Here is a 14894-nt window from a genome sequence, read left to right as displayed (position 1 = left end):
GGGATCACCCCTTCCCCAAACGTTTCCCCACAGGCGTCCCGGTCAGCATTCCTGTCTGACCGGAAGGTCAACGATTACATTCTAACGCGTCAGCCCGGGATCGGGGCCGAAGTCGCAGCGGCAGGCGCAGACCAGGGAGCCTCCCTCGTCTCTCACCTCGACCTCCCAGAGCTGGCGGTCGAGCCCGACGTAGAGCGGGGTGGCGGTGGCGGTGAGGGTCTGCCCGGCGCGGGCCGGACGGGGGTGGCGGGCGTCGAGTCCGGATGGACGGGTGGCGCGGCTCGGGGAGCGGTTGAAGCAGGCACCGGCGCGGGCGGCGGCCCAGGAGAGCGAGACCAGGGCACCCCAGTCGAGTACGCCGTCGGGTCCGAGGTGACGCTCCCCGACGCTCATCGAGGCTGTGGCCCGCTCCCGCGAGGCCTCCTGCAGCTCTATGCCGAGCGCGCGGGCGGCGCCGCCGGGGTCCGGGAGATCAGAGGGGGGCATACCTCACAACATCGCCCTCCGCCAGGCGCACGGCCCGCCCCTCGTCCTCCAGGTACTCCAGGTGGGCGAGGGTCTCGGCGAGCGCGAAGCGCATCTCGTGGGCGGTGAGGTCCTTACGGAAGACGCGGCGTGAGATCTCGAACGGGGTCGCCGGCCGGCCTTCGAAGACCGCGTGCATCACGTCCAGCCGTTCGGCGTGGTGGGCGAGCAGCTCGTCTATCCTGCCGTCGAGGTCGTGGAAGAGCGGGCCGTGTCCCGGCAGGACGGTCTTCGCCCCGAGCCCGCGCAACGAGCGCAGGGAGGCGAGGTAGCGCCCGAGCGGCTTCGCGGCCGTGTAGGGCCAGAGCCCGATGTTCGGCGTTATCCTGAGCAGGAGATGATCCCCGGCGAGAAGAAGCCCACTTCCCTCGTCGAAGAGCATGAAGTGGTAGTCGGAGTGTCCCGGCGTGTGGATCACGCGGGCAGATCCCTCTCCCAGGGACACCTCGTCCCCGGGACGGAGGGCGAAGATCTCCTGCGGCATCCTCACCTCGCTTCCGGTCAACGAGGCGACGTCCCGGGCGGTATCGTGGTTCATACCGTTGCGTCGCAGAAAACCCTCCAGGCCAGCCGCATCCCCCGAGGTCCAGACCCGGCGGGCGTTCTCGATCTCACCTTCGAGCATCCAGACCGGTGCTCCGGAGAGCGCCTCGAGCCAGCCGGCGAGCCCGAGGTGGTCCGGGTGGAGGTGGGTGACGATGATGCGGGAGAGGTCACGGTCGAGGTCGATCCCGAGATCCCCCGCCGCCTCCTCCCACACCCTACGCGCCGGTGGGTAATCGAAACCGGGGTCTATGACCGTCCAGCCGTCCTCCTCCCGGATCAGGTAGGAAGAGATGAAGCGCAGCGGGAAGGGCACCGGCAGCTTGAGCTGGAAGACACCCCCGGCGACGCGCGAGGCCGCCCCTATCGGCTGGGTACCCAGGGTGGAGGGAGGAACGCTCACGCTAATCGTCGGCGCTCTTCAGGTAGGTGAGGATCGAACGCTTGCACAGGTCGCGGTAGGCGGCGTGCGTCTTCTCCCAGTCCCTCTCCTGCACCCACTGGGTGAAGAGCCCGTCCACCAGCGCCCGCACCACGGTCGCCGCCTCGCGGGGGTCGCGCGGCGCGAAGATGCCCTGCTCCTGCCCGCTTTTCACCACCTCGGCGTAGAGGCCGTTGCAGATCTCATGAAAGGTCGTCCCCACGTCGGCGAAGCGGTCGTTGCGCGCCGCGTAGCCGAGGAAGTCGAAGAAGGTCAGGTAGAAGTTGCGGTTCGATTCGGGCCCGACGAAGATCGCGTCGACCATCGCCGAGACCTTCTCCTCGGCGTCCTCGACCTCGTCTATCGCCTCGTGGATGCGCCGGGCCACCCGCGCGAGGACCCAGCGCATCGTCAGCAGCGTCAGGTTCTCCTTGGAGTCGAAGTAGTAGGGGAGGATGGCTTTGCTCACCCCCGCCTCGTCGGCGACGTCCTGTAGCGAGAGACGCGTCAGCCCCTTCTCGCCCATCACCTTGTAAGCGCTCCTTATCAGGTGAGCCTGCTTGGGGGCAAGAGCCTCGTCGCCGGAGGCGTCTATAAGGGTGTCAGACCGTGCCACGCTCCCTCCACTCTAGCCATGGACCAGCCGGGACCTGCCGAGGCCCCGAGAACCATTGCTTTATTCTACATGAGTGTATCTAATGGTAGCAGCTTACCTACTAAACTGCGGCTTGCGCTTCTGCATGAACGCCGAGATCCCCTCCCTGGCCTCCTCACCCTCGAAGAGGGGCTCGACGAGCTCGCGTTCTATCTCGAGCCCCTGCTGGAGCGGGCGGTCCATACCCCGGTGCACGGCGAGCTTGATGGCGCCTATCGCCCGGGTGGCACCGGCGGCGAGCGTCTCGGCGTACTCGCGGGTCTTCCCGGCGAGCTTTTCGGCCGGGAAGAGGTGGTTGAAGATGCCGATCTCGTACGCCTCCCGCGGGGAGATCCTGCGCCCGGTGACCATCAGCTCCAGCGCCCGGCTCGCCCCGATGAGCCGGGGCAGCCGCTGGGTGCCGCCGTTTCCGGGCAAAAGCCCGAGCGTCGCCTCCGGCAGGCCGACCGGGTAGTCCCCCTCGGCCCCGAAGCGCAGATCGCAGGCGAGCGCCATCTCCAGTCCGCCCCCCAGGGCGGTCGCGTTGACCTGGGCGATGAAGACCTTGGGAATCTCCGCGATGTAGGCCAGGTTCTCGTGCGCAAGCTCGATCATGCGCATGTTGTCCCTGGCGGAGTTCTCGTTGAACGCCTTGATGTCCGCCCCGGCGGAGAAGAACCTCTCGCTCGCGCTGCGCAGGATGACCACCCGGGCATCCTCGTCGTTGGCGGAGGACTGTATCGCCCGCCCGAGCTCCTCCATGAAGGTGTACTCGTAGCTGTTCGCCGGAGGGTTGTCGAGCGTGATGTACCCGATATTGCCCTCTCTGGTGTAGCTCACCGCCATCTCTTTCTCCTCCCCTCCTAGTCGAGCCCGCCGATTACGACCGACTTGGTCTCCAGGTAGTAATCCATAGCCTCCAGGCCGTGCTCGTGCCCTATGCCGGAGTTCTTCCAGCCGCCGAAGGGCAGTTCGTCGTAACCGTAGTGGATCTGGTTGACCCACGTCATCCCGGCCTCTATCTCCTCCGCGGCCCGGTTGATGAGGCGGGCATCGTACGTCCAGATCGAAGAACCGAGCCCGTAGGGGGTGTCGTTGGCGAGCCTTATCGCCTCGTCCATGTCGTGCACCCTCCAGACCGGGAGGACCGGACCGAAGACCTCCTCGCGCACCAGCGGGCCCTCGTGCGGGCCCCCCTCGACGACGACCGGGGCGAAGAAGTAGCCTTTGCCGTCCCTGCCCTCGCCCTCGTGGACGACCCTCGCGCCGCCGTCGACGGCCCGCTGGAGCTGGTCGGCTATCGCGTCGCGGTAGCGGGCGGCGTTCATCGGCCCCATCCTGACCTTCGGCCGCTCGGCCTTCTCCATCCCGTCCCCGAGCTCGTAGCGTGAGACGCGTTTGATCAGGCTCTGCATGAACTCGTCGTAGACCTCGTCGAAGACGTAGACCCGTTTGGTGGCAAGGCACTGCTGCCCGGCGTTGAAGTAGCGACCGATGACGACACCCTTAACCGCCGCCTCCACGTCGGCATCGGGGCAGACTATCGTCGGGTCGGACCCGCCGAGTTCGCAGGTGACCCGCTTGAAGGCGGGACCCGCGATCTGCATGATCCTGCTGCCCGTCTTCGTGCTCCCGGTGAACGCCAGTCGCCTCACCCGGGGATGCGCGGCGAGCGCCTCACCGGGTGAGGCCCCGCCGGTCACGACGTTTATCGCCCCGGCGGGGAGCCCCGCGTCCTGCAGGAGCTGCGCGACCCTGAGCGTGGCGAGCGGGGTGCTCTCGGAGGGCTTCACGACGACGGTGTTCCCCGCCGCGAGCGCCGGTCCGACCTTGGTCCCCATCAGGGTGAGCGGGAAGTTGAAGGGGACTATCGCGCCGCACACGCCGACCGGGCGCTTTATTACCATCCCGTAGCTCCTGCCCAGGTTCGACGGCAGCGGGGCGTGGGAACCCCGGATCTTGCTCGCCAGATCCGCGTAGAAGTTCAACCCGTGCAGCAGGTGATGCAGCTCCCCCATCGCCTCGGAGAGGGGCTTGCCCTGCTCGCGGACCAGCAGCTGCGCTATCTCCCGACCGTTCTCTTCGACCGCGGCGATGCCAGCCCTGAGCACCGCCGCCCGCTCGTCCGGGTCTTTCTTCGACCACTCATCGAACGCCCGTGAGGCGGCCTCGACCGCGGCATCGACGTCCTCTTTCCCGCCGTTTGGGACCGAGTCGAACTCCTCCTCGGTCGCCGGGTTCACGACCGGCATCTCTTCTCCGCCGCGCGCGGCGACCCTCTCGCCGCCTATTAGCATCTTCTCCATCTCTCCTCCCTTCAGGTCATGTACCTGAGGCGCAGCGCCTGGTACTCGCGCGCCGCGCTCTCGACCCACTCCGAGGAGCTCCCACCGAGCTCCTTCTTGACCTCGGCCGGGACGCCCGCGGCGAGCACCCCCGGCGGTATCTCCTGCCCCTCGCGCACCACGGTGCCCGCGGCGAGCATCGCCCGCCTCCCCACGCGGGCGCGGTTGAGGACTATGCTCCCCATCCCGACGAGAGCCCCGTCCTCTATCGTACAGCCCTCGAGCAGCGAGAGGTGCCCGACGGTGACGTTCGCGCCGACGAGCGTCGGAAGGCTCTCGTTGGTGTGGATGACGCAGTTGTCCTGCACGCTGGTCCCCTCACCGATCACGATGCGGTTGAAGTCCCCCCGCAGAACGGCGCCGAACCACACGCTCGCCCCCGACTCGACGACCACGTCCCCGACGAGGGTCGCGTTCGGAGCCACGAAGGCGTCCTCCGCCACCCGTGGTTCCCTGCCCCCGAAGGCCAGCAGATGCGCCAAGTACTCCTACCTCCCCTCGAACTCGGGGGCACGCCTCTCGCGCGCCGCCCGGACGCCTTCCCTGTGATCCTCCGTCTGCACCAGGAGGCTCTGCGCGAGGCTCTCGGCGAAGAGCCCGCTCTCCATGTCCACGCTCGCCGAGAGGTACAGCAGACGCTTGGCGAGCCCGTAGGACTGCGGTGCACGCAGGAAGATGCGCCCGAGCCGTTCTCTCGCCTCCTCCAGCAGCCTCTCGGGCGGCACGACGCAGGTGACGAGCCCGTGGCGGAAGGCCGCTTCGGCGTCGAGATCCTCCCCGCCGAGCAGGATGTCCCGCGCGCGGGCGAGCCCGACGAGCTTGACGAGCCTGACGCACCCGCCGTGACTGGGGATCAGGCCGATCATCCCCTCCCGGAACAGAAACCGCGCCCGCTCGGAGGCGACCCTGAGGTCGCAGGAGAGCGCGAGCTGGGTCCCGGCCCCGGTGGCGAGCCCGTTTATCGCGGCTACGACCGGCTTCTCGATCCGCTCTATCGTCGAGACGAGGCGGGTGAGCTCGTGGCTGTGCGCCCGAAACCCGGCCGGGTCCCACTCCCGCTCGAAGCGCGAAAGGTCGCCCCCGGCGGAGAACGCCTCCCCGCTGCCGGTTATCACCACCCCGCGCACGCTGCGGTCGGCCTCCGCCTCGGCGAGGGCGCCGAGCAGGGCGTCCTGCATCCCCTCGTCGAGCGCGTTGCGCCGCCCGGGACGGTCGAGCGTCAGCAGGAGGACGCCGCCCTCGCGTTCGATGCGCAGCCCGCTCACCGCTTTATGCGCTCGAACGGGCTGTGGCACGCGCGACAGATGTACTGCGCGACCATCAGGTGCTGGCCGTACTCCGAGACGCGCTCGACGTCATCCGAGCCGCACCAGGGACACTCTAGACCACGCTCTTCTTCCTCTCGAGCCTGCGCTGAAGCTGGTTCCACTCGCTCCACGGGAGTTCTCCGTATTCCCATCTCTTCTCGCTTTCGTTTCGCTCCACCGGCACGTCGATGCCAACCTCCTCGAGCAGCGGCACGACCCTGTCCAGGTAGCGCTGGCGCATCTGCTCGTTGGTCATGCTCGCGAGCCCCTCACGCTCGAGGCGTTCGAGCCCTTCCTCGCCCTCGGGGCCGAACCAGCAGAGCATCTCGGGCAGGAGCCGCTCGACCCGCTCCTGCAGGAGCTTCCTGCCGCGCTCTTCGTAGGCGAGCTGACGCACCAGGCTCTCCGCGTAGGCGGAGGTGAGGCGTTCCTCGTCCAGGATGCGGGTGGCGCGTTTGGCCAGGTTCTCGTACTTCGAGTTCGAGACGGCCTCGAGCACGACGTTGAGCGCCGGGTTGATGAGCGCGAGCGCGGCGACCACGTCGGACCAGCTCTCGAACGGCTCGTCCAGGAAGCTCACCGAGTAGCGGCGCGCGCGGTCGGCCTCGTCCTGCAGGGTGGCGGGCGGGTTGGGCCAGGGCAGCTCCTCCAAGAGCGGGTAGAGGATGCGCGACTCCCCGAGCTTGTCCTGGGTTATAGCGGCGCAGGCCGCGGTGGACTCGAGCAGCGGTCCGGCGTCGGCCCACTCCGAGATCCGGCGCCCCATGAAGTACTCGTTGTCGGCGAGGACCGCGATCAGGTTGACGAGCGCCGCGAGCGCCTCGTCGTCCTCGACGATGAACTCCTCGAAGGTGCCGCGTCCGGGAGCGACCTCGTCGGTACCCTCGCGCCCGAAGCTCATACCTCGACCTCCTCTTCCTGTCTCTGCACCCAGTAGACCTCGCGCTCGGGTACCAGGACGAGCTCGAGCCACTCCTCCCCGAAACGCTCGACCGCCTCTTTGCTCGCCGCCTCGTCCCCGGCGGCCTCCAGGCGCCCTTTGTACTCCACCGGCTCGTCGTAGCCGGTCCTGGCGAAGACCATGTAGCTCTCCATGCTCAACCCCCTACCGCGGCTTTATGACCCGTATGAGGGACCGGCTCGGCACGACGAACATCTCCCGCCAGCGCCACTCGTCGTACATCAGGTGCGCGTAGACGGCGGCGTCTCTGGGCTCGGCGGCCCGGACGTTGCCGTTATGCCTCAAGGGACCACCCGGGCGCGCGGTGAACACCTCGTAGTTCTCGACCGGACGCATCAGACCACCCCCACCTCCCTGAGCTTCCTCCGCCCCTTCTCGGTTATGTCCCGCCGGGACCAGAGGTCCCAGACGACCTCGATCTCGACCCCGTCTATCCCCTCGACCTCGAGCAGTCGCTCCCTGACGTCGTCCTGGATCATGTCCATCGCCGGACACCCCATGCAGGTGTAGGTGAGCTTCACCTTCGCCACCCTACCCTCGACCTCTATCCCCCGGATGAGCCCGAGGTCGACCACGCTGATCGGGTACTCCGGGTCCAGAACCTCCTCGAGCGCTCCCCTCACCTCTTCCACACCGGCCATCTTCATCCCCCGTTCTTCCCGTAGAGCTCCCTGTAGCCGCGCTGCAGGTGCGCCACGTACTCCTCGTTCTTCGGCCCGCGTCTCTTCCAGCGCCTGAGTACCTCGTCCCAGGAGATCTCACCCTTCTCGAAGTCCCAGCGCTTCTCCTCCGCGACGAAGTCCGCCGGGAACGGGCAGTCTATGACGTACTCCTCCCGCACTTCGTCGTAATGTGCAGGAACATCGATGCCCAGGCTCTCACAGAGGGGTACGGTCGAGGACATCCAGGTCTGGCGGAGCTGGTCGTTGGTCGAACCCTTGTAACCGTATTCGATCTGCTCGTTGTGGCGCTTCTGGCTGTCTGGCAGGCCGAACCACTCGAGGGTGAGGACGAACATCCAGTCGACGGCGCGCTGGACCTCCTCCTTCTTCTCGGGATCCCGGCAGAGGGTGCGCATCCACTTCTCGCCGTGGCGCAGGTGGAAGTTCTCCTCGCGGTCCACCTTGACCAGGGCCCGCTTCCAGGGGCCGTAAGAGCAGTTGCGGTGGATGTCGGAGAGGAGCACGAACCCTGCCCGATCGTAGAAGGCGTTGGCGACGACGAGCTCGGTGAAGCTCTCGAGCGGCACGTCGAAGGCGTAGGGGTACTTGAACTGTCTCGGCTCGCGGCGGTAGACGAGCTCCTCGGTGTCGACCCCGAGGTCCCTAAGCATCCGGTATGCGATGTGCGCGTGCCCGAGCTCATCCTGCACGATCCCCATGATCGTGATGTAGTTGTTCACGCTGGGCAGGCTCGCGAAGTTCTTCGCCGCGTTCATGTAAGCCGGCGCGCTGATGAGCTCGGTATCCGCCGAGACGATCAGGGTGCGCTTGAGCCCCTCGATGTACCGCTCGGTCGCCTGCTCCGGGTCCTCGATCAAACGCCCCGCCCGGATCCTCTCCAGAAGCGCTTCCTCCGTTACCGCCCGCATCTCTCCTCCTCGTCTCTTCCGTTCCACCCAAATATAACTGACCGGACAGTCAAACGCAAGTGCTCTCTATCCGTCGAGCCGATAGACTCTGCGGGCGTTCCGGTGGAAGATCAGTTCGATGGTCTCTCTGGAGAGGCCGAGGTCGAGGAGAGCGGTGGCGTTTGCCCTGGGGCCGGGGACGCCGGGCCAGTCGGTACCGAAGATCATTTTTTTCGCCAGGCGTTCGAGATCGTAGTTCTTGTAGTATTCGGGGAGTTTTCTGGGGGGCAGCCCGGAGATCTCGATCCAGACGTTCTCGCGCATGAGGGTCATGAAGGCGGCGGCGTCGTACCACCAGCCGCGACCGCCGTGGGCGAGGATGATCGTGAGGTCGGGGAAGTCGCGGGCGACGTCCTCGATGAGCTCGGGGTTGGCGTAGCGGTTGGTGGCTCCGGGGAAGACGCTCGTCCCGCAGTGGAAGACGACCGAGACGCCCTCGCTCTCGCAGAAGGCGTAGACCGGGTAGAGCATCCGGTCGTTGGGTGCGAAGGAGCCGTGGACCGGGTGGAGCTTGAGTCCGACCGCGCCCAGGTCGAGCTGCCTGCGCACCTCTGCGACCGGCGGGTAGTGGAGGTGGGGGTTTATGTTGGCCATGATCTTGAAGCGGGAGGGGTTGTACTCCACGATCGGCAGCAGGTCCTCGACCGGCTGGATACCGGTCGAACGCGGGCTGTACTCGCAGAAGAGCACGGCCAGGTCCACCCCCTCGGAGGCCATGTAGGCGTCGAACTGCTCCGGGATCAGAGTGCCCTCCTCGTCGTAGATCTTGGAGAAGGGCACGTCCTTCCCAAACTTCTGCGCCCACTCCTTCCAGGAAAGCTTGAGCGTCGGAAGACGCGCCGCGTGGACGTGTGCGTCTATGAGCGGGATACCCTCGAGCAAAACCTCCCCCTCTCTAGTTCGGCATGCGGATCACGGGCTTTATCACGCTGCCGCCCTCGGCGTCTTCGGCGGCCCGGTTTATCTCGTCGAGCTCGTAGAATTCGATCAGGCGGTCGAACGGGAAACGCTCCTGGGCGTAGAGCTCTATCAGGCGCGGGATGAAGACGTCCGGGACCGAGTCCCCCTCGACGATCCCCCGCACCGTCTTCCCCGGCAGCAGGAGGTCGTTCATGTCCAGGCTCACCTCTGTCCCGAGCCGGGCCGCCCCGATGAGACCGCAGACCCCGAGCGTCCCGAGGGCGTCGACCGCCTGGCGGAAGACCGCCGGCACGGCCGTCGTCTCGATCGCGTAGTCCGCGCCTCCCCCGGTGATGCGTCGGATCTCCTCGACCGGGTTCGCCTCGTTCGCGTCCACGGTGTGCGTCGCGCCGAGCTCCCGGGCGAGCTCGAGCCTCTCCGGGCGCACGTCCACCCCGACGATCGTCGCGCACCCGGCGACCCGCGCGGCCATCACCGCGCTCAGGCCCACCGCCCCGGTCCCGAAGACCGCGATGCTCGAGCCGGCCTCCGGGTGCAGCGAGTTCAGGACCCCGCCGGCTCCCGTCTGGATCCCGCACCCGAGCGGCCCCAGTATCTCGAGCGGCACGTCCGCATCCACCTTCACCACGTTACGCTCGGTCGCGAGCGCGTAGGTCGCGAAGGAAGATTGCCCGAAGAAGTGCCCGTGCACCCCGCCCCCGATGGCGTTCGTCTTGTCGAGCCGGGCTCCGCCGAAGTTGAGATCGAAGAAGTTTTTGCAGTAGGAGGGTTTGCCCCGCTGGCAGCTCGTACAACGCCCGCAGGAGGCGTAGGTGAGGACCACCCGGTCCCCGGGAGAGACCTTCGTCACCCCCTCCCCCACCCTCTCGACGACCCCGGCCCCCTCGTGGCCGAGCACCGAGGGCAGCGGCACCGGGTACCACTGGTCGCGGCAGATGAGGTCGGTGTGGCACATCCCGGCCGCGACGACCCGCACCAGCACCTCTCCCTCCCGCGGCTCCTCAAGTTCGAGCTCCTCCACCCCGAACGGCCTCTCCTTCTCCCGGACTACGGCGGCGGTGATCTCCATGAGCCTCCTCCTTTCCCGTGTTCTACGCCATCTTACCCCTCCCCTCGCCCCCCGCTACACGAGCTCGTCCTCCTGCTTTGGAAGCCTGGCCTCCGGCTCGGGCTCGCGCAGCTTGAAGCGCTGTATCTTCCCCGTGACCGTCTTCGGCAGGTCTTCGACGAACTCGATCATGTGCGGGTACTGGTAGCGCTTGAGGCGCCCCTTGCACCACTCCTGCAGCTCTGCGACGAGCACCTCCGAAGACTCACGTCCCTCCCGCAACACGACGTACGCCTTAACCCGCATCAGACCGCCGACCGGCACACCGACCGCCGCCGCCTCGACCACCGCCGGGTGCTCCCCGAGGGTGTTCTCGATCTCGACCGGCGAGACCCACAAACCCCCTACCTTGATCATGTCGTCCGCCCGCCCCTCGTACCAGAAGAACCCGTCCTCGTCCTGCCGGTACCAGTCCCCGGCGAACAGCCACTCCCCCTTCATCGTCTTCTTGGTCTTCTCGTGGTTGCGCCAGTAGTATGCCGCTGCCGAATCCCCCTTTACGTAAAGGTACCCGGCCCCGCCGGGCTCCACCGGACGCTCCTCCTCGTCGAGTATCTTCACCTCGTAGCCCGGTACCGGGACCCCGCTCGAACCCGGCTTGAGCTTCTCGGGCGTGTTGGAGAGGAAGATGTGCAGCATCTCCGTCGAACCGATACCATCGAGTATCACCGAGCCGAACGTCTCCTTCCACCGGCGCCAGATCGCCGGCGGCAGAGCCTCGGCCGCGGAAGCACACAGCCTTATCGAGGAGAGGTCGTACCGCTCCGCTCCGGGATGGTTCAACATGGCGTTATACAACGTAGGCACGGTGAAAAAGAGCGTCGGCCGGAACCGTTCGATGGTCTCCAGCACGGCATCCGGCTTCGGTTTGCCCGGGTAGAGCACCGTGGAGGCCCCCGCCCAGACCGCGAACGTGAGCCCGCCACCGAGACCGTAGGCGTGGAAGAGCTTGGAGGCGGAGAAGGTCACGTCCTCCTCGGTGACCTTCAACACCTCTTTCGCGTAGGTCTCGCAGGTGTAGAGGATGTCGTGTTGCAGGTGGACGGCCCCTTTGGGCCTGCCCGTCGAACCGGAGCTGTAGAGCCAGAACGCCGGATCGTCCCTGTGCGTCCTCACCGGAGAGAGCTCGTCCTCACCACCCTCGAGCAGCTCATCGAGCGTCTTTCTGCCCTCGACATCACCGTTGGCCACGATGACCTCGACCGGTTCCCCGTATCCTTCGAGGCCCTCCCACACCTTCCCGTAGAGCGTCTCGTCCACCACCACCACGCGGGCCCGGCTGTCCTCGACGAAGAAACGGTAGTCCTCCGCCCCGAGCAGGGTGTTCACCGGGATCGGAACCGCGCCCATCCGCATCGCCCCGAAGAAGACCACCGGGAAGGCCGGCGTATCGTTGAGGACCATCAAAACCCGGTCCTCCTGCCTCACCCCGAGCTCGCCAAGCACACTCCCGAAACGGTTCATCCTGCGGGCGAGCTCCCCGTAGGTCACCTCTTCCCCGCCGCAACGAACGGCGACCTTTCCGCTACGACCAGCCTCCAGGTTGCGGTCTATTAGCTCGCTCGCGTTGTACCATCGTGGTATATCTATCATTCGATCCCACCTCGCTCTCTCAGGACGAGCGCCGGACGACGACGGACTTGGTCTCGGTGTAGTACTCGAGCGCCTCGATACCGTGCTCCTTGCCGTAACCCGACTGCTTCCATCCTCCGAAGGGAAGCTCGTCGTAGACGATCTGGGGCGAGTTGACCCAGGTGTAGCCGGCCTCTATCCGCTCTGCGGCCTCGGTGGCGCGGTCGAGATCTCGGGTCCAGATGGAGGAGCCGAGGCCGTAGACGGAGGAGTTGGCCCGTTCGATGGCCTCATCGAGGTCCGAAACCTTCCAGATGGGAAGCGCGGGCCCGAAGACCTCCTCCATCGCGACCCGGGAGTCGTGGGAGGGCTCCAGGAGCAGGGTCGGCTCGTAGAAGTTGCCCTTCTCGCGGCCGTCGGGGCGCTTCCCCCCGGCGAGGACCTTCGCCCCGGAGGAGACGGCGTCCTCGACCTGCCCCTCGACCAGCTCGCGCTGGCGCGGGGTGTGGAGGGGTCCTATCATCACGCCCTCTTCGGTCCCGGGACCGACCCTGAGCTTCTTCACCTTCCCCACGAGCTTCTCGACCAGCTCTTCCGCGACGCTCTCGAAGACGTAGAGGCGCTTCACCGCCAGGCAAGCCTGCCCGCAGTTGAAGAAACGCCCGACGCTCGCGGCGCTCGCCGCCCGGTCGAGGTCGGCGTCGTCGCAGACGATCATGGGGTCCGAGCCGCCGAGCTCGAGGGTGGCGCGCTTCAGCTCCCCGGCCGCGAGCGCGGCGAGCTTCCTGCCGACCGGGGTCGAGCCGGTGAAGGCGACCTTGCGTACCAGCGGGTGCTCCACGAGCGCCTGCCCGGTGGTCGGCCCGTCACCGGTGACGACGTTGAAAACCCCAGCCGGCAGCCCGGCCTCGTGCATGATCCCGGCGATCCGGAGCGTGGTCAGCGGCGTCGTCTCCGCAGGCTTGGCGACCACGGCGTTCCCGGTTATGAGCGCCGGCCCGAGCTTGTTCCCCAGGAGCGTCGTCGGGAAGTTCCACGGCACGATCGCCCCGACCACCCCGAGCGGACGCCGCAGGATCATGCCGTAGGCCCCCTCGTCCAGGTCCGGCACGTACCCGCCCCGGATGTTCTTGGCGAGCCCGGCGTAGTGCTCGAGCGTGAGCACGAAGCGCCGGATCTCGATCCTCGCCTCCCGCAGCGGCTTGCCCTGCTCGGCGGTGAGAAGCGGCGCCAGTTCGTCCCGCCTCTCCATCACCGCCCGCGCCGCTTCCGTCAGGATCTCACCACGCCGCGAGGCCGGCATACCCTGCCACCCGGCAAGCGCCTCCCGCGCGCTCTCCACCGCCCGGTCCACCTCTTCGTCCCCGCAGAGGGGTACCGTGTCCACCTCCTCCCCACTCGCCGGGTCCACGACGGATATCCTCCCCATCCCCGTGACCTCGACGTACTCCCCACCAACGAAAGGTTCGGCCATACGACGAATCCTCCATGCGGCTGTGATCCATGTCACCTGTCTTTCAGTTTAACCAATCGGTCAAAATACTGTCAACTGAACGATCAGTCAAAAATCGAGCTGGGCGGGAGGTTATCCTCTTGCGTGGCACGTGAGCGCGAGGAGGTTCTGAAGTTGGAAGCTGACAAGTATCGGGTCTCGGAGTTTCTGGAGGCGGCGGGGCTGGAGCTCGATGAGGTGAGCGGGAGGAGGGTGCGCGGTCACATCGAGCTCGACGAGCGGCACCACACGCCGTGGGGGGTGGTACACGGCGGGGTGTACACGACGGCGGTCGAGAGTGCGGCGAGCGTGGGGGCCTCGGCGGCGGTCGAGGAGGACGGGATGTTCGCCGTCGGGGTGCACAACGCCACGGATTTTCTACGTCCGATGCGGGAGGGGCGGGTCGAGGTGGTGGCGGAGCCGATCCTGCAGGGCAGGACGCAGCAGCTCTGGCAGGTCGTGATCACGCGCTCGGAGGACGGCAAGGAGGTGGCCCGCGGACAGCTCAGGCTGCACAACGTCCCGCTCGACGGGGATAAGAGATGAGGGTCGGCTTCGTAGGGCTCGGGATCATGGGGTGGCCCATGGCCGAAAACCTGGTGCAGGCCGGCTACGACCTCACCGTCCACAACCGCACCAAGAAGAAGGCCGAAGAGTTCGCCAAAAACACCGGTGCACAGCTCGCAGAGAGCCCCAGAGAGGTCGCAAACAACAGCGACGTCGTCATCACCATGCTCCCGGGCCCGCCCGAGGTGGAGGAAGTCTTTCTGGGGGAGGACGGCCTGATCGAAGGCGGGGGCACGGGGGCCCTGCTGGTGGACATGTCCACCTCCTCTCCCCTTCTTGCCCGAAAGATAGCCGAAGTCGCGCGCGAGCAGGGAGCCTCCGCGCTCGACGCGCCGGTCTCGGGAGGAGACGTGGGGGCTAAAGAGGGGACCCTCTCGATCATGGTCGGAGGAGAACAGGAGGACTTCGAGCGGGCAAGGCCCCTCTTCGAGGTGATGGGCAGGACCATAACCCATGTTGGTCCCTCGGGGGCCGGGCAGGTCGTGAAGGCTGCGAACCAGATCGTGGTGGCGCTCAGCATAGAGGCGGTCTCTGAGGCGCTGGTTTTGGGGGAGAGGGGAGGGGTCTCTGCGGAGAAGATCCTGGATGTTCTCTCAGGAGGTCTTGCGGGCAACAGGGTGATGGAGGTCAAGAGGGAGAAGTTCCTATCTCACGTCTTCGAGCCCGGTGGCAAGGCCCGCTACCATCACAAAGACCTCGGTATAGCGCTCGACACCGCCCGTGAGCTCGGGGTCGTGCTCCCGGCGGCCGCGCTCGCGGACCAGCTCTTCGCCGCGCTCGAGGCGCAGGGCAGGGGCGACCTCGACCACTCGGCGCTCCTAGTGCTCGTCGAGGAGATGAGCGGGATCAGCCGGAGAGGAGGGTGAGG

The 14894-nt window shown here is 66.9% G+C and carries 19 protein-coding genes; 2 read left to right on the top strand and 17 right to left on the bottom strand.

Annotated features, from left to right (window positions below):
* Positions 1-81 precede the first annotated feature (81 nt).
* From AC6EKW_RS11925 to AC6EKW_RS11845, 17 genes are all read right to left on the bottom strand, one after another.
* Positions 82-486, bottom strand: a complete 405-nt coding sequence (locus tag AC6EKW_RS11925; RefSeq protein ID WP_273888289.1) for a PaaI family thioesterase — start codon at positions 484-486, stop codon at positions 82-84.
* Positions 473-1471, bottom strand: coding sequence for an MBL fold metallo-hydrolase (locus AC6EKW_RS11920; RefSeq protein ID WP_498514499.1), 999 nt, complete (start codon positions 1469-1471; stop codon positions 473-475). The genes AC6EKW_RS11925 and AC6EKW_RS11920 overlap by 14 nt, the downstream gene beginning before the upstream one ends.
* Before the next feature lies 1 nt (position 1472).
* Complete coding sequence (locus AC6EKW_RS11915) at positions 1473-2105, bottom strand: TetR/AcrR family transcriptional regulator (RefSeq protein WP_273846863.1); 633 nt, start codon at positions 2103-2105, stop codon at positions 1473-1475.
* Between the two features lie 93 nt (positions 2106-2198).
* Positions 2199-2969, bottom strand: coding sequence for an enoyl-CoA hydratase/isomerase family protein (locus tag AC6EKW_RS11910; RefSeq protein ID WP_498514498.1), 771 nt, complete (start codon positions 2967-2969; stop codon positions 2199-2201).
* Positions 2970-2986: 17 nt separating this feature from the next.
* On the bottom strand, positions 2987-4429 hold the full coding sequence (locus tag AC6EKW_RS11905; RefSeq protein ID WP_498514497.1) for an aldehyde dehydrogenase family protein: 1443 nt from the start codon (positions 4427-4429) through the stop codon (positions 2987-2989).
* Between the two features lie 11 nt (positions 4430-4440).
* Positions 4441-4950, bottom strand: coding sequence for a gamma carbonic anhydrase family protein (locus AC6EKW_RS11900; RefSeq protein WP_273888285.1), 510 nt, complete (start codon positions 4948-4950; stop codon positions 4441-4443).
* 6 nt (positions 4951-4956) lie between these two features.
* Complete coding sequence (locus AC6EKW_RS11895) at positions 4957-5733, bottom strand: enoyl-CoA hydratase/isomerase family protein (protein ID WP_498514496.1); 777 nt, start codon at positions 5731-5733, stop codon at positions 4957-4959.
* On the bottom strand, positions 5730-5927 hold the full coding sequence (locus tag AC6EKW_RS11890) for a PaaD-like zinc ribbon domain-containing protein (protein ID WP_420541957.1): 198 nt from the start codon (positions 5925-5927) through the stop codon (positions 5730-5732). Before AC6EKW_RS11890 ends, AC6EKW_RS11895 begins: the two co-directional genes overlap by 4 nt.
* Entirely contained in the window at positions 5849-6676 is an 828-nt protein-coding gene (locus tag AC6EKW_RS11885) for a Phenylacetic acid catabolic protein (protein ID WP_273888283.1), read from the bottom strand. Before AC6EKW_RS11885 ends, AC6EKW_RS11890 begins: the two co-directional genes overlap by 79 nt.
* Positions 6673-6870: a hypothetical protein gene (locus AC6EKW_RS11880; protein WP_273846882.1), complete on the bottom strand. Its 198-nt coding sequence runs from the start codon at positions 6868-6870 to the stop codon at positions 6673-6675. Before AC6EKW_RS11880 ends, AC6EKW_RS11885 begins: the two co-directional genes overlap by 4 nt.
* 10 nt (positions 6871-6880) lie before the next feature.
* Positions 6881-7072, bottom strand: a complete 192-nt coding sequence (locus tag AC6EKW_RS11875) for a hypothetical protein (protein WP_273846883.1) — start codon at positions 7070-7072, stop codon at positions 6881-6883.
* Positions 7072-7383, bottom strand: a complete 312-nt coding sequence (locus tag AC6EKW_RS11870) for a metal-sulfur cluster assembly factor (RefSeq protein WP_273888281.1) — start codon at positions 7381-7383, stop codon at positions 7072-7074. The genes AC6EKW_RS11875 and AC6EKW_RS11870 overlap by 1 nt, the downstream gene beginning before the upstream one ends.
* Positions 7380-8327 carry a Phenylacetic acid catabolic protein gene (locus AC6EKW_RS11865; protein ID WP_498514495.1) on the bottom strand — a complete coding sequence of 316 codons (948 nt, stop codon included), beginning with the start codon at positions 8325-8327 and terminating at the stop codon, positions 7380-7382. The genes AC6EKW_RS11870 and AC6EKW_RS11865 overlap by 4 nt, the downstream gene beginning before the upstream one ends.
* Positions 8328-8393: 66 nt before the next feature.
* Complete coding sequence (locus tag AC6EKW_RS11860) at positions 8394-9248, bottom strand: amidohydrolase family protein (protein WP_273888279.1); 855 nt, start codon at positions 9246-9248, stop codon at positions 8394-8396.
* Between the two features lie 13 nt (positions 9249-9261).
* Positions 9262-10356, bottom strand: coding sequence for an NAD(P)-dependent alcohol dehydrogenase (locus tag AC6EKW_RS11855; protein WP_498514494.1), 1095 nt, complete (start codon positions 10354-10356; stop codon positions 9262-9264).
* Between the two features lie 54 nt (positions 10357-10410).
* The gene (locus tag AC6EKW_RS11850; RefSeq protein ID WP_498514493.1) at positions 10411-11988 is read right to left on the bottom strand and encodes a benzoate-CoA ligase family protein; all 1578 of its coding nucleotides are present in this window, start codon (positions 11986-11988) and stop codon (positions 10411-10413) included.
* A gap of 19 nt (positions 11989-12007) precedes the next feature.
* The gene (locus tag AC6EKW_RS11845; RefSeq protein WP_498514492.1) at positions 12008-13441 is read right to left on the bottom strand and encodes an aldehyde dehydrogenase family protein; all 1434 of its coding nucleotides are present in this window, start codon (positions 13439-13441) and stop codon (positions 12008-12010) included.
* A 153-nt stretch (positions 13442-13594) separates the two neighbouring features.
* Here AC6EKW_RS11845 and AC6EKW_RS11840 point away from each other — a divergent pair, with 153 nt between their 5' ends.
* Positions 13595-14005: a PaaI family thioesterase gene (locus AC6EKW_RS11840; RefSeq protein WP_498514491.1), complete on the top strand. Its 411-nt coding sequence runs from the start codon at positions 13595-13597 to the stop codon at positions 14003-14005.
* Positions 14002-14892, top strand: coding sequence for a 2-hydroxy-3-oxopropionate reductase (locus AC6EKW_RS11835; RefSeq protein ID WP_498514490.1), 891 nt, complete (start codon positions 14002-14004; stop codon positions 14890-14892). Before AC6EKW_RS11840 ends, AC6EKW_RS11835 begins: the two co-directional genes overlap by 4 nt.
* Positions 14893-14894 lie beyond the last annotated feature (2 nt).

The sequence above is a fragment of the Rubrobacter sp. M3-4 genome, from assembly GCF_059772285.1.
The sequence above is the reverse complement of the archived record's forward strand: the minus strand, read 5'-3'. Positions and strand labels throughout refer to the sequence as shown.